Annotated in this window: 29 protein-coding genes and 1 tRNA gene; 18 read left to right on the forward strand and 12 right to left on the reverse strand. The window is 44.4% G+C overall.

The window, feature by feature from the left end; translation table 11 throughout:
- Positions 1-661: 661 nt before the first annotated feature.
- The gene (locus tag AC5YB3_RS02260) at positions 662-1,555 is read right to left on the reverse strand and encodes a hypothetical protein (protein WP_494526475.1); all 894 of its coding nucleotides are present in this window, start codon (positions 1,553-1,555) and stop codon (positions 662-664) included.
- A gap of 984 nt (positions 1,556-2,539) precedes the next feature.
- Here AC5YB3_RS02260 and AC5YB3_RS02265 point away from each other — a divergent pair.
- The gene (locus AC5YB3_RS02265; protein ID WP_494526476.1) at positions 2,540-2,767 is read left to right on the forward strand and encodes a ParE family toxin-like protein; all 228 of its coding nucleotides are present in this window, start codon (positions 2,540-2,542) and stop codon (positions 2,765-2,767) included.
- A gap of 53 nt (positions 2,768-2,820) precedes the next feature.
- The gene (locus AC5YB3_RS02270) at positions 2,821-4,785 is read left to right on the forward strand and encodes a tetratricopeptide repeat protein (RefSeq protein WP_494526477.1); all 1,965 of its coding nucleotides are present in this window, start codon (positions 2,821-2,823) and stop codon (positions 4,783-4,785) included.
- 272 nt (positions 4,786-5,057) lie between these two features.
- On the opposite strand, the gene AC5YB3_RS02275 is transcribed toward AC5YB3_RS02270, so the two are convergent.
- The 10 genes from AC5YB3_RS02275 to AC5YB3_RS02320 all read right to left on the reverse strand — a co-directional run bounded on the left by AC5YB3_RS02275 (position 5,058) and on the right by AC5YB3_RS02320 (position 10,869).
- Positions 5,058-5,417 (reverse strand): hypothetical protein, encoded by a 360-nt coding sequence (locus tag AC5YB3_RS02275; RefSeq protein WP_115334833.1) that lies wholly within the window; start codon positions 5,415-5,417, stop codon positions 5,058-5,060.
- Positions 5,407-5,622: a helix-turn-helix transcriptional regulator gene (locus tag AC5YB3_RS02280; protein WP_012197023.1), complete on the reverse strand. Its 216-nt coding sequence runs from the start codon at positions 5,620-5,622 to the stop codon at positions 5,407-5,409. Before AC5YB3_RS02280 ends, AC5YB3_RS02275 begins: the two co-directional genes overlap by 11 nt.
- A gap of 57 nt (positions 5,623-5,679) precedes the next feature.
- On the reverse strand, positions 5,680-6,948 hold the full coding sequence (locus tag AC5YB3_RS02285) for a tyrosine-type recombinase/integrase (protein WP_494526478.1): 1,269 nt from the start codon (positions 6,946-6,948) through the stop codon (positions 5,680-5,682).
- A complete protein-coding gene (locus AC5YB3_RS02290; protein ID WP_006082025.1) occupies positions 6,949-7,173 on the reverse strand; it encodes a hypothetical protein in 225 nt (74 codons plus the stop codon).
- Positions 7,163-7,846, reverse strand: coding sequence for a replication protein P (locus tag AC5YB3_RS02295; RefSeq protein ID WP_494526042.1), 684 nt, complete (start codon positions 7,844-7,846; stop codon positions 7,163-7,165). Before AC5YB3_RS02295 ends, AC5YB3_RS02290 begins: the two co-directional genes overlap by 11 nt.
- The gene (locus AC5YB3_RS02300) at positions 7,843-8,634 is read right to left on the reverse strand and encodes a helix-turn-helix domain-containing protein (protein ID WP_494526479.1); all 792 of its coding nucleotides are present in this window, start codon (positions 8,632-8,634) and stop codon (positions 7,843-7,845) included. The genes AC5YB3_RS02295 and AC5YB3_RS02300 overlap by 4 nt, the downstream gene beginning before the upstream one ends.
- Before the next feature lie 143 nt (positions 8,635-8,777).
- Complete coding sequence (locus AC5YB3_RS02305; protein WP_494526480.1) at positions 8,778-9,515, reverse strand: hypothetical protein; 738 nt, start codon at positions 9,513-9,515, stop codon at positions 8,778-8,780.
- Between the two features lie 163 nt (positions 9,516-9,678).
- Entirely contained in the window at positions 9,679-10,005 is a 327-nt protein-coding gene (locus AC5YB3_RS02310; protein ID WP_006082030.1) for a hypothetical protein, read from the reverse strand.
- 5 nt (positions 10,006-10,010) lie between these two features.
- Complete coding sequence (locus AC5YB3_RS02315; RefSeq protein WP_494526481.1) at positions 10,011-10,634, reverse strand: toxin YdaT family protein; 624 nt, start codon at positions 10,632-10,634, stop codon at positions 10,011-10,013.
- Between the two features lie 31 nt (positions 10,635-10,665).
- Positions 10,666-10,869: a Cro/CI family transcriptional regulator gene (locus AC5YB3_RS02320; protein ID WP_012089053.1), complete on the reverse strand. Its 204-nt coding sequence runs from the start codon at positions 10,867-10,869 to the stop codon at positions 10,666-10,668.
- Positions 10,870-10,974: 105 nt separating this feature from the next.
- On the opposite strand from AC5YB3_RS02320, the gene AC5YB3_RS02325 reads away from it, so the two are divergent.
- The 15 genes from AC5YB3_RS02325 (at position 10,975) to AC5YB3_RS02395 (ending at position 20,216) form a co-directional block, all read left to right on the forward strand.
- Positions 10,975-11,706 carry a S24 family peptidase gene (locus tag AC5YB3_RS02325; protein WP_494527215.1) on the forward strand — a complete coding sequence of 244 codons (732 nt, stop codon included), beginning with the start codon at positions 10,975-10,977 and terminating at the stop codon, positions 11,704-11,706.
- Positions 11,707-11,815: 109 nt separating this feature from the next.
- Entirely contained in the window at positions 11,816-12,421 is a 606-nt protein-coding gene (locus AC5YB3_RS02330; protein WP_494526482.1) for a DUF2971 domain-containing protein, read from the forward strand.
- Between the two features lie 87 nt (positions 12,422-12,508).
- Positions 12,509-14,233 carry a P-loop NTPase fold protein gene (locus AC5YB3_RS02335; RefSeq protein ID WP_494526483.1) on the forward strand — a complete coding sequence of 575 codons (1,725 nt, stop codon included), beginning with the start codon at positions 12,509-12,511 and terminating at the stop codon, positions 14,231-14,233.
- A 407-nt stretch (positions 14,234-14,640) separates the two neighbouring features.
- Positions 14,641-15,003 (forward strand): hypothetical protein, encoded by a 363-nt coding sequence (locus AC5YB3_RS02340; RefSeq protein ID WP_494526484.1) that lies wholly within the window; start codon positions 14,641-14,643, stop codon positions 15,001-15,003.
- 126 nt (positions 15,004-15,129) lie between these two features.
- On the forward strand, positions 15,130-15,477 hold the full coding sequence (locus tag AC5YB3_RS02345; protein WP_006082041.1) for a hypothetical protein: 348 nt from the start codon (positions 15,130-15,132) through the stop codon (positions 15,475-15,477).
- A 36-nt stretch (positions 15,478-15,513) separates the two neighbouring features.
- Positions 15,514-15,678 carry a hypothetical protein gene (locus AC5YB3_RS02350; protein ID WP_006083880.1) on the forward strand — a complete coding sequence of 55 codons (165 nt, stop codon included), beginning with the start codon at positions 15,514-15,516 and terminating at the stop codon, positions 15,676-15,678.
- Between the two features lie 10 nt (positions 15,679-15,688).
- On the forward strand, positions 15,689-16,279 hold the full coding sequence (locus AC5YB3_RS02355; protein WP_115334409.1) for an ead/Ea22-like family protein: 591 nt from the start codon (positions 15,689-15,691) through the stop codon (positions 16,277-16,279).
- Positions 16,276-16,968, forward strand: a complete 693-nt coding sequence (locus tag AC5YB3_RS02360; RefSeq protein ID WP_494526485.1) for a hypothetical protein — start codon at positions 16,276-16,278, stop codon at positions 16,966-16,968. The genes AC5YB3_RS02355 and AC5YB3_RS02360 overlap by 4 nt, the downstream gene beginning before the upstream one ends.
- Complete coding sequence (locus AC5YB3_RS02365; RefSeq protein WP_432351607.1) at positions 16,965-17,258, forward strand: hypothetical protein; 294 nt, start codon at positions 16,965-16,967, stop codon at positions 17,256-17,258. The genes AC5YB3_RS02360 and AC5YB3_RS02365 overlap by 4 nt, the downstream gene beginning before the upstream one ends.
- Entirely contained in the window at positions 17,259-17,537 is a 279-nt protein-coding gene (locus AC5YB3_RS02370) for a hypothetical protein (RefSeq protein ID WP_168825293.1), read from the forward strand.
- Positions 17,534-17,764, forward strand: coding sequence for a hypothetical protein (locus tag AC5YB3_RS02375; RefSeq protein ID WP_494526486.1), 231 nt, complete (start codon positions 17,534-17,536; stop codon positions 17,762-17,764). The genes AC5YB3_RS02370 and AC5YB3_RS02375 overlap by 4 nt, the downstream gene beginning before the upstream one ends.
- A complete protein-coding gene (locus AC5YB3_RS02380; protein WP_494526487.1) occupies positions 17,761-18,369 on the forward strand; it encodes a hypothetical protein in 609 nt (202 codons plus the stop codon). The genes AC5YB3_RS02375 and AC5YB3_RS02380 overlap by 4 nt, the downstream gene beginning before the upstream one ends.
- Entirely contained in the window at positions 18,366-18,686 is a 321-nt protein-coding gene (locus AC5YB3_RS02385) for a hypothetical protein (protein WP_494526488.1), read from the forward strand. The genes AC5YB3_RS02380 and AC5YB3_RS02385 overlap by 4 nt, the downstream gene beginning before the upstream one ends.
- 112 nt (positions 18,687-18,798) lie before the next feature.
- On the forward strand, positions 18,799-19,026 hold the full coding sequence (locus AC5YB3_RS02390) for a hypothetical protein (RefSeq protein ID WP_006082046.1): 228 nt from the start codon (positions 18,799-18,801) through the stop codon (positions 19,024-19,026).
- Between the two features lie 5 nt (positions 19,027-19,031).
- Positions 19,032-20,216, forward strand: a complete 1,185-nt coding sequence (locus AC5YB3_RS02395) for a site-specific integrase (RefSeq protein ID WP_494526489.1) — start codon at positions 19,032-19,034, stop codon at positions 20,214-20,216.
- A gap of 160 nt (positions 20,217-20,376) precedes the next feature.
- Here AC5YB3_RS02395 and AC5YB3_RS02400 read toward each other — a convergent pair.
- Positions 20,377-20,453: transfer RNA gene (locus AC5YB3_RS02400), tRNA-Pro, on the reverse strand.
- Between the two features lie 465 nt (positions 20,454-20,918).
- Here AC5YB3_RS02400 and AC5YB3_RS02405 point away from each other — a divergent pair.
- On the forward strand, positions 20,919-23,153 hold the full coding sequence (locus AC5YB3_RS02405) for a sensor domain-containing diguanylate cyclase (protein WP_494526490.1): 2,235 nt from the start codon (positions 20,919-20,921) through the stop codon (positions 23,151-23,153).
- Positions 23,154-23,242: the final 89 nt, after the last annotated feature.

Here is a 23,242-nt window from a genome sequence, read left to right on the forward strand (position 1 = left end):
TTTTCGAGGAGCATGAATCAGTCTGAGAGAGACTTATTCATAGGAAAAATGGTGACTATTCGATTTTGTAATACTCTTCTGAAACAAAATAAGAAAAATACGAAATTAATGTAAATGTTATAAACGTCCACAATACAGAAGTGTTTAATTGATTGATAGTTTCTTTTTCAATAAAAAAAATAGAGCATAATAATATGGAGGAAATTACAAATTTAATTTTATTTAATCTTGAAAAATAAACTTTATCACATGCTTTACATTTGAAATTGTTAACTCTTTTATTAATCCTATTGTTAAAGTTCAACTTATTACAATGCGGGCACTTATTCATCATATTACAAAGCCTTTTATTTATATAGGTGATAATTCACTTATCCATTAAAGATACTTAATTAAGTAGCCACCGACCTTGATGACTTACATTTATTTAAATAACGGTTACATTAACAATGTATTGTATTTGAAATTATAATCAAGATTCATGTCCAACAACTTTATCATATTGATTATTTTTATAAACATAAGAATTCGATAACTGCTACACCAACACATATGTGATCCACTATAGCCTCTGGTTTACTCTAATAAAAAGTGTTCTTTATAGCCTAAAGGGACAAAAACACCGCCCAAGGCGGTATTTTTGGATAACTATGAATTAGTATTAATTCATGTCTCTTATATATACAGAACCACAATTAACGAAGCAACCACCACCGCCTCCTCCGCCGACTATTCCACCGCCACCAGTTGTGCCGCCACCACCACTGTCAACGCCTCCACCACCACCATTTTGCCCACCAGTACTGGTAGGGATTGAAGGTAAGTCTTTAATATCAATTTCTTTTCCATTGCGGATAACTTTTACTACTTTACCATTTTGGAAAATCAACACGTCCCCTGGTAAAAATTTTGATGCTGTCTGTAAATCTAATCCAAAAGCTATAGTTGTACCAATTACACCAGATACACTATTACCTACAACTTTAGCGAAATACTGCCCACCGATTCGGATCATAATGACAGATAAGGATTCAACTCCAAGAACAGGTGTAGCTAATAAAGAGCCTACAGCTATAGTAGCTCCTATCGAATTTAGATACGAATCTAACTGCACTTGGATTTGTGTTAACGGGGCGGTATTCCATTTGACATTCTGAATATAATTAACCAGATATCTTGTACTAGGATCTTTTTTCCAATCACTACACGAATAGTTTGAATCGAAACTGCAATTAAGTGCAGCATCTCTTTTTGAAATAGTCCGAAACTTATCAACATTAATCAAATAATCTGAGTAAGTTGTTGAGTTAATAATTACATCATCGTCATAAATATAAAAAACATCAGCATCGTTGAAAGTTTTATCTGGCTGGCCGTTAATGAAACTCTTTACATTTTGCAATGAATTACAATCACTCTGATAACATATCAGATTATACTCTTCTGGCGTGGCTTCTGCGCTTACATTATATGAGCAAATAGCTAGGGAAATAGATAAAGGCAAACTAAGTAATTTAAGTTTATTGCCCATTTTGAATTTAATTTTTTTTCTCATTTTAACTCCTTGTTGTTGGTAACAATAGCATCCAAAGCGTTTCTATTGTGAATCACCCTTTAACTGATTACAGGGAAACGCCTCAGACTGCAAACAATTGGTTCAAAAAATATCATTTGATAACAATATTTAACCACACTTGAAACGCTTGCATAAACTTTGCTTATGATTAACAACTTATTTCAAGTCAAAATAAAACAAGGACACCTGCGTTAATGGTGTGGTAGTTATATAGATGTTGTTTAAAAGCTCACTGGGCCAAGCTACATAACGACTTTAAAATCGTCTGCTAGCTAATGAAATCAGGCCCCAATAACAATATTAATTTTGGTTGCAACATAGGGGTATCTGTGTGAATCAGTTCTCTAGAGATTTGATTCATTTTAAGGGAAAACGCCCCAGGATAACCGAAAATGGTGCTCTAGAGGCGGGTTTTAGCAGTTGACGTGATCAGTCTGGTGTAGAGTGATTCAAAGGCTCATTTTTTGTATAGAAACATGTTAGGTTATTTGCTCTAAATAATGAGTTTCGGATTACAATTTCTATGGGTTTAACGTTTTACTAAGGGGCTTTCGCCACGCGCAAGTCACACGGAACCGGCCTTGGCTGGCGGAGTAAACTTGAGCTATTGATTAGGCTTGCAACTCACGCCTACCTTGATCGAGCTGTCTAATTCCTTTAGTACACAGAGAACTGTAGTGACCAAATTCACCGTACCACTAGATAATGTCATGCAAATATAAATCTGGTATGTGATGAGTGATTATAACAAACTGATCGTGGCTTTATTTCCAAAATCGAATTTTGGCACAAAATCCCTCTTAATTGTTTAAATATCATATAGCATGTTGAGTTTCAGGCATGCCTAGCCCTGTGAGTTTATTTAGCGCCTTTATAAAATGAAATCCCAGAAAAAAACGCTATGCTACCAACTTGGTAGCACCTCCAATTGGGTTTAAGGCTCGTTCAATTGGAGGATAGAACATGTGTAAACTCGTCATTTTAGGATTTTGCCCCAACCATATTAAAGAAAAAGCAAAAGATATTGCGCGTTGTAAAGATGGATTCCGACGCAGAAGAAAGCTGCGTACTTTAGAGCAGTACTATACGATAAAGTTATCTAAGGGGTATAGATTACTTCTATCTCAAAAGGGAAAGTCCTACGTTTGCAACCATGATTCTTACGTAAGGAGAATCAATAGATTACGTTGATACTAAGTCTATTGAAATCATCGGTAGCAGGCATGTATTTTAAGGAGATTTAAATGGAAATATCCACAGACTCATCCCCTATAGCGCTCACCAGCCTCATAAAGAGCCTCGGCTATAAAAACCATACAGTATTGTCAAATAAAGTGCGAGACATCTTAAAAACAAAAGAGGATTTCGACCGCTTCATAGTTGACGATCCAAGCAGCAATCGTCGCCCCGAGCGAATTCTGGTAAAGCAAGAAAGCCGAATATTAGTTGATAATATAGCTATCCTTCTGCCTTACAACACAGTATTTGGCAAAGCAAAGGAAGGTTGCAATCACCAATATATTCCTTACAGAACATTAATAAGTCATGAACGGAAATCAGATTTTCTTGAGCCTTTTATCAAACATAAAAGAAAGTTGAATAGGCACCTTATACTTACTCAAGATAGCTTAAACCAGCTTGGACCGTTCGCTGCTGCAGTGCAAAACAATCCATCCATTGATATAAAGAAGGATTCTCTACGCGATCTGATTAACCGCTGTCCTAATGAGCTCCCTGATTTGGGCAATAGCTATACCACTGGTATTTGGGACGAAATCATTTCGTTACATGAAGAGATTGGTAATGGTAATGCTGATAGCGAGACCTTCCGCTACCTTGGCGAGAAGTTATACCTTATCGGAGAAATAGATGACGCTATAGATGCGTTAGAAGTATCTATCGAGATGGATAACAAGAACGGTATTGCATACGTAATTCTGGCATTAATTTACCATTACAAACTTAAAATATCTTCTAAATCTCTCAATCAGCTGTATGCTCAAACTGATTATTCAGGATCCATTGCACACCCGATTAATGCAGAAGAGCACTGGCTAAATGAAAGAATGGATATCGAAGAGGAGCAGCTTTCAACAATCCACTTGTCGTTCGTGAAATTTGCTACGAAAGGATTGTACCATTGGCCTCAACATGACTATCGTCCGCACGATGGCACTAAGAACTATTTACCAATGCTAAACACATTTCGCAAAAGCGATATAGAAGTTAGACGGAGCAGTCTATTCTTAAAGCTAGCGGAGCACATTACTGCCAAAGAATACGCAGACGAACAAGCGATGATCGATAGTATTATTGAATCATCTTTGAGTATTGAAGAAGATAGCTATTACTTCATAACTGGCTTGATGACACCATCTTTACAGCAAGAGGTCAACATACTGGCTCTTGTCAATAACTACAATTCAAAACTGGCGACGGCTCAACTAAGGAAGAAAGCCAGATCAGTCCAAGAAGGTCCATTATTATACAGTAAAGGAAGTCTTGAATTTTTCAAACACCCTTATGTTAGTCATCTATATCGTTGCTATGTGGGCCAAGATAGTCTGTATGAAGTGATTGATAGGCTTTTAAAAAATCAATATGAGCAAGGTATGATCGACAACTTGTCTTTAAGAGCCTCATGGTTTTATGGTGAGTGTCAACCAGTACTCAATAAGCTCAGTACACTCCTTAAGATGTATAAGATACGCCCCTATGATGAATTTGCAGACTTGTTTGCCAGTGAACCGATTAAAGTTTCAACAGTACATGCCGTTTCCAGAAACAAACAAGCCTCGTTTCCAGAAGAAGTCAAAGAAGAAATTGAGGAGCAAATGTTGTTGCTTAAAGGAAAATTAAAGAACTGGGAATCCTTTATCAATGAAGATGTGTGGCTCCGACATTGTAACACTCAAGCAGAGCCCTATTATATCAGAACGATTTCTTTGTATGGTGTTCTTACAGACCTTGCATTAGATAAGAACAGTGATTGTAATCTTTCTGTTTTACTAAAGCTTGAAGAAGAAGCACAGGGGTTCCGTTCCTGCATAGCGATTTCTGATACTTCCTTGGAGCTAGTTCAATATCTTATAGACATGATTAATGAAACTTGCGCGCTCAAAGATCACCCCGCACTTCAACATGTCTTGAAACGATTGATTGACGAAACCGAAGTTGCAGAACAAGTGTATTTTGATCAATTTGAATGATTTAGAACCGTGCATTTGCAGTGCCATATGACACCCTCTTTAGGGTGCCTTTTTATTCATTGTTTCACATGAGAAAATGTATTAAAGCTTGGAAGTGTTAATTATCACTGAGTATTTACGTTAAATCAGAAAGGGGCAAATGTGTTTGTATTTGAATAGCGAATTATTTCGCATAGGTATCTGTCCGAACCTTTGATAAAATCCAGTCAACGGGTTAGCAGTCTTGGTGGACAACCGGCTAACCCGCCAGCCCTCGTAAGAGGGCGTTCCTTCTAATTCATCCTATCCAGCAGTGCCATTTCGGCTTTTCTTAGCCAGAAGATGTAAGACTTTTTGCTGTCAAATCCCATTAAGGCCCACTGCTCTTTACACAGGTAATGGGCGCGAATAGCGCGTTTGCAGTTAATGGATAACTGCTCAACGAGCTGGTCAAAATGGGCGACGTGGGCAGGCACGTTGAGTTCGTGCTTTAAGTTGCCGCCGCCCAGCGCTTCACCTAAACGGTCGCAGGCGCTGCGGTTTGAAAACCCCTTGCCCAATTCTTGGTACACCCAATAACGGCCCCAGCGATACAGCCCTAGCCGCAACGCCTTAATGTTCATCCTCTGCTCGGGTTCATCGCTAAAGCCCATTAGCCACCTCATTTATCTTCTCGATGGAAAGCTTAAACACATCAATGCATATCGATGTCACATCGTCATAGGGCGCAGTAGTACGGCCATTTTCCCAACGTTGGTAAGTGTTGCGGCTAATGCCGTAAATCTCAGCCACTTCGTCTTGGGTCATGCCCCGTAAACGGCGCCCTACTTTCAATACATCCGCAGCGCGATTAGCCATAAATCCCCCTGTACTCAGGCCATAACCCAGTTGTTCTAGTTGTTCTAATTGTCATCGTCATAACCACCCCACTAACATTGGCTCGTCTGGCTCACTCGGCTCAATGGTCGATTGGCGCATAATCTCGGGCGCCACATCATCAAACCCCAGCGTGATTAAGTGCGCATGGTAGGCATCTAACGCCATCAGCATGCCCTTATCTAAGGTGCTGTTGACGTAAGTGCGCAGCAGTAATGGCAAGGTGTGATTCAAAATCCGCTCACCCACCATCGTATCTACCCCCATATCCGCAATAATGGTGCGGCACAGTTTTCTTAGTGCGTGGGAGGTAAATGCCTTAAACCGAATGGTTTCACTCCAATACTGCGCAGTACGAATGCTCACCGGCCCCACTTCGCCTGGGAACAAAAACGCCCGCTTGCCCACATGCGTGTATTGCCAGTAGGCGTAATGGGTTATCAGCTTCTTGGCTGTGGGCGTCATGGGTAGTCGGTGCTCTTGGCGGTTCTTGGCATTCTCAGCGGGAATAAACCAGTAATCGCCGGCGAAGTGGTCCCAACGTGCTAAACGGGTTTCACCTATGCGGGTACCGAACATCAACATCAGCACAAACAGCATCGCCACCGGTCTTGCTGCATTCCGTAGGGCGCTAAATAACGGCCCCACATCCGACTCGCTTAACTGCGTGCCCACCAAAGGCGGCATCTTCAAACTCATTTGCACCCGATACCCCGCCAAGCTATTGGTGTCTAACACTCGCAAATCAGCCGCAACCGATAACGCCCGCTTTAATACCTTTACCGCCGCTTTGATGTAATTGGCCGAATAACCCTGCGCCAACATGGGTTTGATTAAATAGCTGTCCACCGCGATAAAGTTCAGCTCGTTGAGCGCTAACTCACCAAAGCAGCCGCTGAGATGTTTACTCACCAACGATTTACAGTTACTGCGCCAGCTGTTGCTTAAGGTGCGGTTGCTCTCCACATGGCTCACAAACCACGCCAGCAATTGCGCGACGGTCGCAAACTCGTTGCTGATTACCGTTTGTCCCATGCTGCGTTTGGCGAGCAAACTGGGTAACTCGGTTAAAAAGGTCTTCAAGCACATCACTGGCCACACGCCCTGCTTTTGCCACACGGTTTTACCCGCCTCGTTCATCACTAAATACACCGAGGCTTGGCGTCTATCGGTCGAGGCGCGTAACCGCACTGCCGGAAACTGCGTGTCCCGAAAGTCCCGTGTTATCCCTGCCCGCAACCAACGGCGCAATACTGCATCGTTTAACTTGCCTTGCTCCACGCCTGTTGCTGTCATCACCTGCGCCATCTAGCCCTCCAACCGATATTCAAAGGTGTGATGGGTACCCGAGCGTATGCGCTTTACTCGCTGATTCATCGGCATATCCCGAAACCGCGCACTTAAGGCTGTCTCACTGTCGTGAACCCCAAAGCGGTTAAAGCTTTCTTGCTGGATTTCAAACAGGGTCCAAAACCGTTTACCTGTGATGATGCGCATCAAGCGTTCGCGCTGGGTCAGTGGTTTAGTCGCCATCGTTTGCCCCCTTAAGTCCAAGGTTGGTTCGTAAATTGGCAATAATTGATTTGGCCTTTGCCGCCTCAGTCGGCCGCGTCACCGTTTCGGGTAGTGCTTTTGGCAACGCCACATCGGTCAACTCGCCACGGCTAAAACGTCTGCATAAGACTTTGTAATTGCGCTCAAAGGTCATCAATACGTCCTTTTCGAGCCCTGTTGCAAACATCCAACTGCCCGTCTCGCGCACCGCTAAGCGCACCACATCATGGCTCCACGTATGCTTATCAGGGTGATGGTAATGGCGCGTAGCCTCCTTAAACGCCGCCTCTAACTTGGGCAGCCCTAAATCACAGGCCGTCGGTTGGCACCACAAAGCAAACTGGCGCGGTGTCGGCCAAAACTGCCTATCGCCCTGCTCGCGTCTCGCGCGATTCAGCCCCGCTTGCACTTGCTCGCGGCTCGCAATCCCCTGCGCCGCCAACGTTTTAAGCCACTCGGCTTTGTGGGTCGCTTCGTCCTCAGGCCGTGGCGCACTCACCGGAAACAACACCCGCAACTTGCTAAACACGCTGTCCACAATCGCCATGTCCATCGCCGTGGGCTCAGGTTGGCTAACACGCCCCTGCCCAACCAGCGGCTGGCGTATCAAGGTCTGCAGTGATTTCATGCTCGTATTTTGATTGGCAGTCATATCAAGGGGTCCTCTGGGTCATACACCGCGTAGCTCCAATCCACTTGCCCAACTGCCGTTGCCATTGGTCTTGGCAACGGCGTCAGCCATTGGCGTTCGCGGATAAACTTGGTAATACCCAACACAAACTGGCCGTTAGCGCTAAAGCCCCAACTCGTATCGAGCGCCGCAGCGTCCTTCAACCACGTCACCGCCAACACACAATCGGCGTCGGTTAGCTTTTCGGCCTTCCACGCTTTCCACGCAGCCGAATCCGAGCCGCCTTTGCGATGGGCGGGATAGGCTTTGAAAAACGCATTGAAAACCGACTTAGCGCTCGTTGCTGGACAACTATCTTTTAAAGATTCATTGATAGGTTCAAAAGAGTGACTGATTCCGGTGCTATCTGGTGGCACAGGGGGTCTGCTATCTGGTGGCATACCTATGCTATCTGGTGGCACCCCTGTGCTATCTCGTGGCAGAGGGGGTCTGCTATCTGGTAGCACCCCTATGCTATCTGCTAGCACAGGGGGTGCTACCTCGTAGCAGATTGAAATTGTATAAATATTGGTTAAATTTCCCTTAGGCCCCTTACGATATTTAACCGTGACAAAACCCATATCAACCAAGGCCGCAATGTGCTTTCTCACTGTGCTATGACCAATCTCACACTGGTCAGCAATATGCTGATGGCTCGGCCAGCACTCACCATTATCGTTTGCGTTATCAGCCAGCTTGATTAACACCAGCTTGCGCAGTGGATTCCCCACCTTGGCCTTCATCGCTTTTACCATCAATTCCATACTCATAAGTCACCCCCAAACGGAGCAACCCACAAACTCGAATTGACGCAAACTCTATGCTTCAGTAACATGATATTGCCTCACTTAGGTATTAAGCCCGCGTTCGTCGCCAAAACTTCAGCGGGCTTTCTTATGTCTACAGCAACGGGTCAACTGCAATGCGCCCCGTTGCCCTCCGCTCGCTCGCCTTCACTGCCAAGCAAGTAAACCCTTTGCGCCAAGTTACTGCGCAACTGGCTAAAAAAATCACGCCGTTTAATGTGCACGTTGCGGCTTTTCGCGATTGCACTCATATCAGCGGCATTCACATTAGCTGCACTCATATCAGCCGCGCCAACATCACCCGCCAATAGCGCAATAGAACGCTCCGCGCGTTGTTCTTCCATCAGCAGATAATTCATAATCCAATCGATGCTCACCGTCGGCAGCAACAACTGCTTTTCACTGCCCAGCAACGCCTTATCCACGATGTCGGTCGCGATAACCGCCAAACGCTCGGGGCGACTATGCTGCAATTCATCGCAGTTCCTTAACACCTCAACCATTCGGCCCACCTGCGTTCGTCTAAACAAATCCGCCGTGGTATGCCCATGAAAACAGGCAATATCTTTGCCCATGTTCACGCCACTTAACGCAGCCCGTTCAGAGGTTGCCGCGCTAAGATCTTTGGCGTCAGGCTCAGTACTATTAGGCATGTTCGACTTAGCTTTAAGCGCCATCGCCTTAAGCATTAACTGCCTTGCTTGCATCACGAGTAACGTCACTTGCGCGGTTTCCATTTCGGTAAGCGCGGTTACGGCGGGCCCATCATCACGGCTAACTTGCCCATGTACCGAACACGCGGCGCCGCCCTCCAAACAACAAATTAAACATTCAGGATCAAACATCGTTTATCCTCCTCACAGCCACTTAGGTATCAAGCCCGCGTTCGTCGCCAAACAGTGGCGGGCAATTTGATAACGGCACTTTTTACGCGCCCAGTTATCACTTAACTGATTTGTGAACATGTCATTCACTCCTTCTCTTATTTCAACAAGTCATTCAAACAACTCATTTCAACAACTGCCACTTATGCCCATTGGCACACACGGCGCGTTTTGAGCCCGACTTGGTTTGCTTTAAAGCCAAACCGCACTGGCCACACGGCACATCAGCCACCCGCTTAAGCATTACCGCATTAATCTGTGCACTGTGATTCGCGCGTTTAGGCCGATAACCTAACGCCCGCGCCACTTTTACATACTCTTTCGCAATCCATTTGCCATCGGGTTCTAAGTGCAAACCGTCGCCGATCATGTCGCCCAAGCGGACCAACTGCTGATGCAACTCGGTCTTAGCACTGGCGATAACATTGATGTTAAGGTTCGATTGCGGCATCGCGGTCACTTCTCGGCCGCGTATTGCGCCGCCTTGCCGCCATGACTCGCTAAATACGGATACGCCAGCTCTAACGCTGCCATGCTCGCTTGCGTGGTTGCCGCCGACTCTTTTAACTCGCGGTGCGCCGCCACTAACTGCTCGCGTTTGGGCTCACAGCCCAAATGGATCACCGCCACTTGCGCCTCGGCGTTCTCTTTGGTGATCGACGCTGCCATATCGGCCACATGCAACACATGGCCGTCACTCATGCGGTCGGCAATCACCGTCACCCCAGTGCAACCAAATACATCGTTGAGATACTGCACCCGCAAATGCTCAGGCAGCGCCGCCACCAATGCTTGCTCAACATGAAACAAGCGATCAGCCTGCGGATGTTGACCCTCGTACTGGCCGAGCCAACGGAACAGCTTTTGCGCATTGATCCGCGCATCGTTGTGCACGTCTTGACTGCTGGCAAAGCTAATGCCCTCCGCCGCCAGCACCTCACTCAGCCCGAGGCGCTCAACCGCCGCAACAAAATCTATTGCCAATGCAAAGCGCGTCATCTTGGGTAACTCCAACACCCGATGAATCGTTTTCATCAACAAACTCAAACGGCTATCTTTTTTACGTGAATTGGTTTTCATGTGTACTTACCTCCTTCAACCTAAAGTGAACCTAAGCCACACTCGCCGACTTAGGATTATCTAAAACAATGATGGGGTTAACTTTGAGGGCGCCGTGGGTTAGGCGCTCGATTTGATAAGCGCGGAGTTCGGGAACGTCTTCACCCCATTGAGAAATCGATGAGTGGGTAATACCGAGTTGCTTAGCCAAATTTGACTTGGTTTTGAAGAAAGCGACAGCATCAGATGTTTTCATAATCACCTCAAAAGTTAGTTTTCTAACATTACCAACAAAAGGATTCTAATGTCAAACAAATGTAAGATATCTAACTATCAAGATTTGACTAGCGAAATTGAGTTTATGAGTTATCAAGGTGAGATGATTGGCGATCGAATAAGAAGCCGAAGAAAAGAATTAAAGCTCACGCAAAAAAACGTGGCTGAAACTGTCAAAGTCACGCCTAGTTCTATTACTCAATGGGAGCTAGGAATGAGCACTCCAAAGGGTAAGAACCTCATAAACCTCAGTAAGGCACTCAATTGCTCTCCTGAATGGCTTCTTTCAGGCAAAGAAGATAATCAAGCACGCGTTTCAACTGTTGAATCAAATGCAGAATGGCACGCTGGTTTTGATCTTTGGGATGGGGATACACCGCTAAGGGATGATGAAGTCGCATTACCTTTCTACCGCGAAGTCGAATTGGCCGCAGGTAATGGTTCCACTTTTGTGCAAGAAAATGGCGGTTGCAAACTTCGTTTTGCTAAATCTACCCTCAAAAAGAGCAATGTCGATCCCCAATATGCAGCATGTGTCACAGTTTCAGGTGATAGTATGTTACCGGTTTTGCAAGATGGCACCACTGTCGGCGTTGATACCAGCAAGAGGAATATTATCGATGGAAGAATGTATGCGATAGATCACGATGGCATGCTAAGGGTAAAAATCCTCTATCGTATGCCAGGTGGTGGTATTCGCATTAAAAGCTATAACAATGATGAGTACCCAGATGAATTCATTCAACCTGAACAAATGAGTAATATAAAAATTATTGGTTGGGTGTTTTGGTGGTCTGTACTAAATATTTGGAGTTAAACACTTAAACGTACCAAGGCTAAAAATTTATAGATAGATTTCAAAAAGTTATTTGTTCCAAAGTACGTAGCCTATATCACAACTAAACTGTTAGTTTTTGAGAGAGAGTATGCGTCTATTTAAATACCGTGCGATAGATGACCTGTGGTTATCACTTGATATTATTCTTAATAATAGAGTTTGGTGTTCTAAATGGGACTCCTTAAACGATCCTTTAGAAGGATATTATGACTCTAGCTTTGGTAATGTATTCAATGAGCAAGTTGATATCAGGCGTAATGAATGGCGAATTTGTGCTTTTTCTGGCTCAATTGATAGTTTTTTGCTGTGGTCTCACTACGCTTCAGGACATAAAGGTATTGCCATAGAAATAGACATACCCGATGATAACAAGGACTTTACGAAGGTCAGTTACAGCCCATTTTCTCCAATTTTCACACACATTTCTGAAAGCATGAGAGATCAAAGAAATTTATTTGAGGTCAAGACTCAAGACTGGAGCTATGAAGAAGAATATAGGATTATCTGTAAGGATCAGTTCTACGAGCTTCCAAATTCAGTGAGCAAAGTCTATTTAGGCCACAAAATACCTCCGGATAGAGCTCGAATTTTAAGGTCTGTTTTACCTTCTCATGTTCAAGTAATTCAAATGAGACTTGATGGTTTTCAAGGAAAAGTAGTCCCTGAAACCACGAAAGATATTTATGGCTATTAGATTTAACTCTTGACTTGTGTTCATCGCACGCTAATTTTAGTGAAACTTTTATATTTAAGCTGCGGCATTATACCTTTAGAGAGAATTATGAATAATCTTGAAAAGTCATTGCAAGCGTTCTTCGAAAGTGAAGCAAAAGTAGTTGTTATAAAAGGCGACTGGGGCGTAGGAAAAACCTATTTTTGGGACCAATACATTTCAAGAAAGATAGGTTCAGGTAGTTTGCATCAGCTAGCATATAGTTATATTTCCCTTTTTGGTAGTTCTTCATTAGAAGATGTAAGAAAAAGAGTATTTCATAATGCAAAAGCAATAGGTAGTGACAAAGCCGTTAATCAATCATTTGATCATGAGTTCAACGAGTCAAGCTTGCTATCTAATAAATTACATTGGGTTCACGGTGGTATAGAAAAAATAAAAAGAAAACTCCTTTCTTTAAATGGGTTTTCTAGAAAATCACAAAGCCTTCCTATTGTTTCAAAATACTCAGGACTAATTTCCAACCTAGAATATAGTTTAGTTAAAAATTATATTGTCTGCATTGACGACATGGAAAGAAAAGGAAAAGGACTGGCAGTAAAAGAAATCATGGGTCTTGTCGATGAGCTAGCTCATCGAAAAAAATGCAAGGTTATACTGATTTTCAATGAAAGCTCATTTGACAATGAAGATGATAAAAATCAGTTTGATTCATACAGAGAGAAAGTTGTTGATATTGAGATAAATTACAATCCAACATATAAAGAAAATCTTGCTTGCATCTTTTCTGAAAAGGATACAGGTTATTCTACACTTGAAAATGTAGCACGCATTCTAAACATCAGAAATATAAGAGTTATTAGAAAAATAAAATGGGCACTTGAATCTTTATATGAATATGTACGCAATAGTGACATTCAAATAATTGATGAACTAATCGTTCACACAGCACTACTTTGTAGATTTTATTACATTAGAGATAATGATTTGACTTTTACCCTATTGAGGGAACAGCTTGCAGAAAACTCATGGTTATCATTTATAACAGATAAAGAAACTGATATCTCAGCAGGTGAAAAAAAGTTTAGAAATTTGACATCAAACATACAGTTAAGCAGTTCTGTATTCGATGATCATATAGCATTCTTTTTGGAGAATGGATACATTAACGAAGAAGAATTAAAAATCACTGTAGCTGAGTGCAATGAAAAAGTCCGTATTTATGCTGTTAGTGCAAGGTTGAAGAGGGCATGGAATATTTATTCAGGTTCCTTTTTAGATAATATTGATGACTTTAAAAACTCTCTGATTGAAATAATCAATGAAGATACTTCAAGAATAGAGTTTTCAGATTTTTACTCAGCCATAGATATTCTAGAAGATTTCGGAGAGGATATAACCCCTTTCGTTGACCATTACATGAAAATTAATTCTGATTCACTTTCTAGTATAGACCCAATCAATTCATGGGATATTGGAAGAATCAAGAGCAATTATTTAAAGAAGAAAATAAAGGAATTACATAATAATACGAAAAACTATAACCTTGATGAAGTTTCGTTAAAAATTGCTACAAATGGTTCATGGAACTCAGAAGATATTAATTTTTTAAATTCACTAACCAAAGAAGATTATATTAAGTGGATGAAAAGCAGCCCAGAACAACTCGTCACAAAAGTGAGAGGTGGATTACTTACCTTTAAAGACTTTCACTCAAGCAATGATGAAAAATTTAAAAATATTACAGCTAATGTAATTGCAGCACTCGAAGCCATCGCATCAGAAAATGAGCTCAACAGATATCGAGTTAGAGCTATATATGACGTTGAGTGAATCCAATACAGTGCTTCTCGTGCCAAGCCCTGCCGCCCGCTATACATGATGGTGGTTTTCACAAGAAAATCAATGACGTCGTCATTCATTGATACCTCTTACTATCTGTAGAGAAATGAACCTACCTATACCTCCTCAATAAAAGATAAAAGCCTTTAATCCACTCGCACAATAAAACCCTTTTACTCAACCACTTACCATCAAATCTACATATCTAAAGTTATTTAATCACAATAAAAAGTTAGAAAACTAACTTATTCACTTGACTCATCAAAGTTAGATAACTAACATTTAGCATGAATCGCTCCCCAACAGAAAGCGAATCCCAAGCACTGACATTCTGAACCATAAACGACTGACAGCCCTTTCGAACTCTGCTCCCAATGGGTACTACCGAGGACAAGGAAATGACTCTAGCGAAAGTTCACACCACACCTAAGCAACGCGATGAGTTTCGTCTACTGGTTGCAATACGTTTTGCCTGCTTGATGGCGCTGGCCAAGGGCCACACCGACCCGATGGATTGCCCACGAGTGCAAGCCCGTTGCGCCGAGCTGGTCAAGCATTTTGCCTATCACCACCCAAGCCCTGCCTTTTACCGCCAGTTCATTCGCCACACGGGCGAACTGGGGCTCAATTTCAGCCTGCGCTTTACCGAGCCCCTACAAGGTTTGTACGGCAAGGTGATGGTGTGGCGTAACGACTCGCAAACCGTCACTAATGTGCATCCGCTGCACACTATGACGACAGCCGCGCCCGTCGGCCGCTAACGCGGTAGAGCCGCAGAACCGCCGCGAACATTCACGATTTAGGCTATCTAGGCAAAGCAACCAAGGGGTGATGGTCCATATCCCTGTAACAATAACGGCAACAGTTTCACCTTGTTGGAGGCAATTATGTTTTTTGTTTACGGCGTGTCCATGACCTTAGCGAAAAATCAAGCGGCCAAAAAGTGCAGCACCTCAGTAGGCGCGCACCCTAACCGCCGTCAACTGAGCCCCGACGAGTACCAAGCTAAGTTGGATGATATGGCGCAGCACTTGTTTGAAACCATGAAGCCACAACGCCTGTCGCATTCGTTATCGACGCCCGCGCTGTGCCAGCAATACATAGTTTTAGCCATGACCCAAGAAGCCCACCGCGATGTGCATATTCGCTATCACAAGCTGTCGGACAAGGTGAACCCAAAAACCAAGAAACCCATCATCAATCTGGTGGTGTTTAACGGCGAAGCCGCAGCTTAGCCCTGCGGTGTGTGATGACGAGAGAAGGAAAGCAGCATGTTAACTGATGACAAACCGCTACACAGCGATATCAAAATCGGCGTTGGCCATATCGTCGCGTTTAAGGAAGGTTGGATGTTGCCCGGTGGCAAGTTTACCACCGACCGCACTGTCGCCATTCGTGCCGCCAAAGGTCTGCACCGTTTCTTGGTTAGAAGATAAGGAAATCAACATGAGCCAACACATCGAAATCCCCGCATTCTTGCTTGAAATGTCTCAGCAAATGCACCAACAAGATAATCGCATTACTGCGGAGCCAATCTGGCAAGTGCGCTGCAAGCGCTATTTGCTCACCGAAAAAGACTACAACGAACATCACTGGGAGATTTTTTACGGGGAAGATGGTGATTATTCAACGCTCTATCGCTCTGATGATGGCGATAAAAGTAACCTTGCTGAATGGTTGCTAGAGCATGATGCCGAATGGTGCAAAACGTGGTTATTCGAGAACGACAAGATCGAATCTTATCACGACGAAATCGAATCATTTGCCGACGTATTCACTCAAGCATTTATCGAAGATTTTGATGTTGATTCAGATCATTACGATTTGCCATCAAACCTCACAAAACTTCACTTTCAAGAAATTGAAGAGGTCATTAAATCCTGCCTCACCGAAGCCGATGCGAATTGGTTTATCAGGCGTAAACAGCATGATTACCCACATCTATACACCTATGTCGCGTCAATGTATTTGTGCCCTCAAATGATTGAGCTACGCAACTGGATCCTGTCACTGACTAAGGCAGAGGTGAAAGCATGAAACAGCGCCCTATTATCTTCAACACCGAAATGGTGCGCGCCATTCTTGATGGCCGTAAAACACAGACGCGGAGAATGTTTAAAGCTCAACCGCATGATGAATGGGCGCCATTTTCTAAAAATGCCGAATGGTATACACCGACAGTCATTGATAAGCGCGGATTCTATCAACCCGCAAAAGATGATGTTTTTGGGGTTAGCAGTGAGGATTGCGCGTTTGTTTCACCGTTCGGCACGCTTGGCGATCTGCTGTGGGTGCGTGAGGCAATGACCAAAGCACACTGGCCTGATTTGCATTATGTCTGTGGCGGATTAACGGCAGGCACGGGTGATGAAGACTTTGATTATCGTGGCGCTGAGTATCGCGGGTTTATTCCGTCTATCCACATGCCACGCTGGGCGGCGCGTATTCTGCTGGAAGTCACTGCCGTTCGGGTAGAAAGGCTAAATGATATCAGCGAGCAAGATGCAAAAGCAGAAGGTTTGCAATATAGCTCCGTTTACCAACAATGGGGCGGAGTTGAAAAGCATTCAAGCCATAAGCCTCATTCGCCTCATTGGCGTTGGTATAAAAACCCACAACATGCTTTTAAGTCCCTATGGAACTCAATCTATGAAAATTGGGATGCCAACCCGTGGGTATGGGTTATCGAGTTCAAGGTGATCAGCACCACAGGCGGTGCAGCATGAACCACTTACTCCCAGGCTTTGAATCACAAGAGCGCGTTGCGTTATTGCTGTCACTCACCCGCATTAGTTCGCCCGAGGTGATTGCGGCGTTAACGCTGCATTACACCAGCGCCCTGCCCGCCGAACGTGCGGCGGCTCGCCACGGTATTGAGCTTTCAAACTTTATGCGCGGGCAAAAGAAGCTAGAGCAAATCGCCGCCACGGTCGAGGCCATTAAGGCCATCGACTGGGCCAAGCTGCAATTAACTCATTTGCAATCAAACCCTTTGCAACCGAAGCAGGTGGCCTAAATGACTCAATCAGCGGCGTTTCGCCATCTGCTAAATCATTACCGCAGCCATAAGTTAAGCCTGTTACTCAAGGCCACAACGGGCGACAGCATCAAAATCGCGCTGGCGCTCGGCGCGTTAGATTGCCTCTACTGGCAAGCATTGGGCAACGGCTTAACCAACTTAGCCAAGGGCATTAGCCGCACCATAGTGTATTCGTACCGATATCACCCAATGCGCCTGCCCTGCCACCCACCTGTTAGCCAAACAAGCGACAACCAAAACAAGGAGGCGGCATGAATACGTTCAGCACTAAAGAGGGCGTGGTTACGCTATCTAAGCCCTACTTCACCTTGATGTGCGATCAGCAACAAATCGAAGTGAAGTACACCCCAAACAACTATCACGGTTGGGGCATTTGTAAGTCTTTTAACGCCATCGAGTGCAGCGACTTCGGCCAAGCCGACGCCGAAGTATTCGCACTCAACGCAGAATCAAAACTCAGGATAAAAGGAGAAGCAGCATGAGCACACCCAAGATTAAAGCGTTTCAAGTACAAGAACATTGCGAGGGCGCCGCGTGCATTGTGTTTCATCAACATGCTGCCGCCGCTCGCCGCATAGGTGCGGGCGAACTCAATCTGACCTTTGAAGATGATATGTCAGTTACTCGCTGCCCTGAATATGACCAATACGCTGCGCAAGGCAACGTGCCTTATCAAGTGTTACTGGCGGATGGTTGGTGTTTTACCTGTTACCACTGCGGCAACCCAATTAAAGCCGAAGACGATGAAGGCAATGCCACGGACATTGAAGCGGTGATCTGCATCGGCGAGGCGTTTTATTGCAACGCGGCGTGCCATTCACAAAAGCAAGCTGACATTACGGATCACAATGCTAAGGCCGAAGCCCTTAAGCAACGACTGTTATCACTGCGCCCTGATCTGACCTTCACGGCATTTAACGGTGCATATCCACAACTGTATTGCACTGCGACATTTACTTTTGAGGGTGCTCAATATGGCGGCTCAGTGGCCTATGACAAGACTGGCGAGCTTGATTGGCGAGTATCAAACACTGATTTGCCCGCATGGCAAACATACCAAGCCCAGCGCCAAGGAGAAGCAGCATGAACCCGATACAAGCAGCAACAGTTGAACGTGAAGAAGGTTATTGGACCCATCCAGATTTGCCCGAGTGGGATGAAGGTGTGACCCGCGCAGAGTGTGAAGCATGGGCTGCACGCCAAGGCGGCGAGTTTGTGGCGATTTGGTTTGAACTCGACGCGCCTGAACATCTGATCGAGCGCTACTTTGACGAGGGCGACACCGATATCAGCGATTGGCAACCCGTTTGCGACAAGGCCGGCTCATTCTTGCTGAGCATTCACGACACCGAAGATGGCCCCGTCGCACTGTTCTTCGCTCCGAAAGATAAGGAAGCAGAATGAAGCAATCTGCAGGAAGCAGCAATTTTCAACCAGCGCCCAAAGTTCGATTTATCGTCAACTGAAAGCCGAGAACAAGCCGTTATCGCTCGATTTGAAATACTAGGAGTCTAAAATGTCCTATAGAAAACCTTCCAAACTAATGAGGGCCAGTGAGTGGTCTGAACGTGAGTTTGCAGCCAATTCCGCGCCTCAAAATCGTACCATTAAAGGTTGGATTTTACGTGGAGTGATTCGCGGGCTCATTGTAGATAACAAGGTCTATGTTTACGAAGACCAGCACTTTGGTGTCGCGCCCGCCGTTAGCAGCGCGGTGTCTGATTTAATTGCAGCCTCAAGGTAATTAACATGGTACGCCCAAAAAAGTCGCATAATAAAAATCTGCCTCAGCATCTAATGTTTGATAGCTCCAAGGGCACTTACCGCTTTACGCTGGTAAATGGTGTTCGCAAAACATTAGGTAAAGATAAAGTGCAGGCGATTCAAATTGCGGTTGAGTACAACCGCATTATGCGACCTACCGTTGGGTTAACGGTGGATCAATTGATTGAAGCCTCATGCGCCTCACCTCAAGCTGATGGACTGTCCTTTGCCAGCCATGTGGACCGCCTTTTAGAGTTGATATTTAAAGAGGAAGCACCAAGTAAGCAACTGGGCAGCACTATGCGCAACGATGCCGAACGGGTTAAAACCTATTTTGCTGAGGTTAGCAGCCAAGATATTAGCCTTGAGCACATCAACGGCTATCTAAACCAATACCATCCTGATGCCAGCCCCAATGTGCATAACCGCAAACTTGGATTTTTGGAGAAACTGATTAACTACGCAATCGACCAGTCCATCATGTTAGATAATTCGGCCTCTCGAAAGATGAAAAAACGCAAAACCAGAGGTAAGGAACGCCAACGCTTAAGCTTTGAAGTGTATCAACAAATCCATGCTGCTGCGCCACTGTGGTTACAAACGGCGATGGACCTTGCTTTGCAATCAACCCAAGCACGCCTTGAAGTATCGCGGATAAAATACAGCATTAAAAAACCTAAGGAAGGCCAATGTGGTTGCCTATGGTTTGATGAACCTGTCGATGGCATTTACGGCACATTATTTATTCATCGCCAAAAAGTGGAAGAGCAAGAAGCCAGCCATGTGGCAATCCCTATCGGTGAGGTATTAAAGGCCGTTATTGATAAAAGTCGTGATGGAGTGCTTTGTCCTTATGTGGTTCATCGCCGACCAGACAAACACAATAAGCAAAGTGAAGCGACTGATCACCGCTATCAGCTCGATCCTAATTATCTCAGCAGAGCGTTTTCAGCATTAAGGGATGAGTTAGCGTTGTTCAATCATTTAGAAATGAGCCAGCGCCCAACCTTCCACGAGATCCGTGCGCTTTCCGCCAGATTGTTTTCTGATATGGGTGTTGATCCTCAAGGCCGAATGGCTCACACCGATGCTAAGTCCACCAAAATCTATGTGCGGGATCATCTGCAATGGACCGAAGTACCTCACGCTGAAATTAAATTCAGCCATTAATAAAACTAATGCAACCAGCGCACTTGACCACTGTAATTCTGAAACCCGTTTCACCCCGATTTCACCACAGTTTCACCACCTCTAAGCAGTAAAAAGCCAAATTATAGACACAAAAAAGCCCGCAACTGATTAAGATTGCAGGCTTTTTTGTTTATGAATTTGGTCGGTATGAGAGGATTCGAACCTCCGACCCCTGACACCCCATGACAGTGCGCTACCGGGCTGCGCTACATACCGAAATTTTTTAAGTGAATTGTATTATCAGCGTTGATTTAGTCCGTTATAACTTAGTGGCTATTTCAAGCTAATTTCTTCAATCACTCATCACCTAAGATACTGTTTATGGGGTTTATCTTAAGTGAGCCAGAACTGTAGCAATTGCCTTGCAACTGCGCAAGGGCTTCATTACATCTCTTTGATCGACTGCTTAGTTTATGTTCTGAATGACACAATTTTCGTCGATAACCGTTCGGAAATGGCCTTATCCATTGACTCTGCTAATCATCAGTCTGTTACTGACCAGAATTCACCCTATGTTTGCCTAGATAAATCGGTGGCACTATTCCTTTCTATAATTTGTCTCAATATCAATAATTCGTTTCTTTAATCCGTTCCCAGAATCAGTTTCTACAAATTCATTTCTGTTATGGCTTTATATTGGGGGCTTCAATTGAAGCTCTGAAATAGAGGCACTGTATTTATTTGTGCCATAATCACAAACAGTTAACAGAAGCAAATTTTCAAAGGGACTTTTCTTTGCATCTACCCACATTCCAAACCGCCCATCTCAGACTGGCCATTATTCTGGGGGTATTCGGCTTAGTCCTGAATCTTTTTCCCATCCCTCTATTCGCCAATGTGCAATTGATTCTCGGCAACGTCGCCGTAGTGATAGTGGCGATACTCTTAGGGCCTTGGTATGCGTTGATCACCGCCCTATTTACCGCAACGGGACTCATGATCGTGTGGTCGAGCCCGCACGTGTATTTACTGTTTTTACTCGAAGCATTATGGCTTGGTTTTGCAAGGCGCCGAGATATTCAAATACTCTATGCCAGTGTGAGTTATTGGGTGTTATTGGGGATCCCGCTGTTAGCCATTTATGTGGCTGTCATTGCTAAAATGCCCGCCAGCCACATTCCTTTTACCGCGATAAAACAAGCCGTTAATGGCATGCTCTACGCTTCAATTGGTGAACTCTGCGTGGTTGCTATTCCAAGCCTGTGGCATTTTAAAGGCAAACTGACCAATCTTGACCGGCGCACTTTTAGCTCGCAGCTCAGTTACTTATTTACCTTGATCATTACTGTGAGTTTATTAGTCTCGTCCTTAGCCTTTAATCACTTTTTTATCGACAACCAACAAGTGATGATTAATCGCAATCTGGACGATACGGCAACCCATTTGAGCCATGCAACGGACAACTATCTCGCTTACAACACCCAAGTCATCGCTAGCACTGCCAATTTTTTGAGTATGTCTAATGCAGACATCAATGAATGGCAGGCATTACTGTCGAGCGTACACGATAGTAATAAAAGCTTTAAGACGATGTTACTTGCTAATGAGCAAGGCAACTTACTCGCTGCCAGCCCAATAACCAATGTAGTGAAGTTAGACAGTCCCTCTGATATTTATTCGGTGATCGATAGGGACTACTTTATCCAAGCGTTTTATAACCATAAAACCTTTGTATCACCCGCATTTATCGGCAGAGGTTTTGGTAATGACGTGATCGTTGCCATTAGTGCCCCTATTTTTCGTCAAAATGATCCCAATCAAGCCAGAGGGATAGTCGAAGGCAGCTTAGATTTACGCTATTTTTCCAGCATAGATAAACAAAACCTGCATCATGAGCAGCAATCTATTTTACTGACAGATGAGAACAACAATCTGATTTATGCCTCCGAAGGGTTAGGCCTGGCGCCCCTCAGTCCCTTGTCATTCAGCAAAGGCAGTGAGATTTATCGCGCCCAGCTTCAACTGATGAACCTGCATAACCTAGATTCAAATACTCCAGAGTACATCTATGCCCAGCATAAGTTAAACAATGGGTGGCAACTCTATGTTTTAGAACCTTTTGTGCCGCTTCTAAAACTGGCTGAGCGCCAATATGTCAACACGGTAATTTTGCTGTTTTGCTCCTTAGTCGGTGCCTTTTTTATTACTAAAGCCATCAGTAAGTTACTGACCGAACCTCTGTCGCTTTTAGCGCAGCATTTCGGTCCAGCTAAGCAAGAAAAAGCCAGTGACGAGAAGTTTGAGCATGCTCTACTCGATAAAAGCACCCCTAAAGAAATCTATAGCTTGTATGAAAGTTTAGCCTCGAACCAACAAGCCTTACTCGAACACCAACAAGAACTTGAACAAAAAGTACAGCAGCGCACCCAAGATTTAGAGGCTGCCAATGTGAAATTAAAGGATTTAGCCGAGCGCGATCCGCTGACGAATCTCTATAATCGCCGCTATACCGAGCATCAATTTCCACTGATCCAACAGATGTGCGAACGGGGTCAAGATGCCATGACGCTTGCCATATTGGATTTAGACCATTTTAAGCAAATCAATGATACTTATGGCCATTTGGGTGGCGACGAGTGTTTAAAAGTGGTTGCTAAACTCCTAACGTTACTCTTTAAACGGGATATTGATTTAATCTCGCGCTACGGCGGCGAAGAGTTTCTACTGATTTTGCCTATGTGTAATGCCTTGAAAGTTGAAGCACATCTCAATGAGTTTAAACGGCAGCTCGCAGGCACTGTGATCATCAATCCGCAGGATCATCGAAGCTTTAATGTCACCGCGAGTATCGGCGCTGTGATTGCCAATGCCACCTATAGCGAATCCTTAGAGTACTGGCTTAAACAGGCCGACAATAACTTGTATCTGGCAAAGGAACAGGGGCGTGATCGGGTTGTTTGCAGCCTGATTGTTTAACTGGAACTTGGTTAAGAGAAAGCCGCTGAGGAGACAGTCGTTCAAAGGTAAAGAAGGTTTAGGCCAGATTAGCTGAGCGGTTAATCAAG

The sequence above is a fragment of the Shewanella sp. 1311 genome (assembly GCF_059338235.1).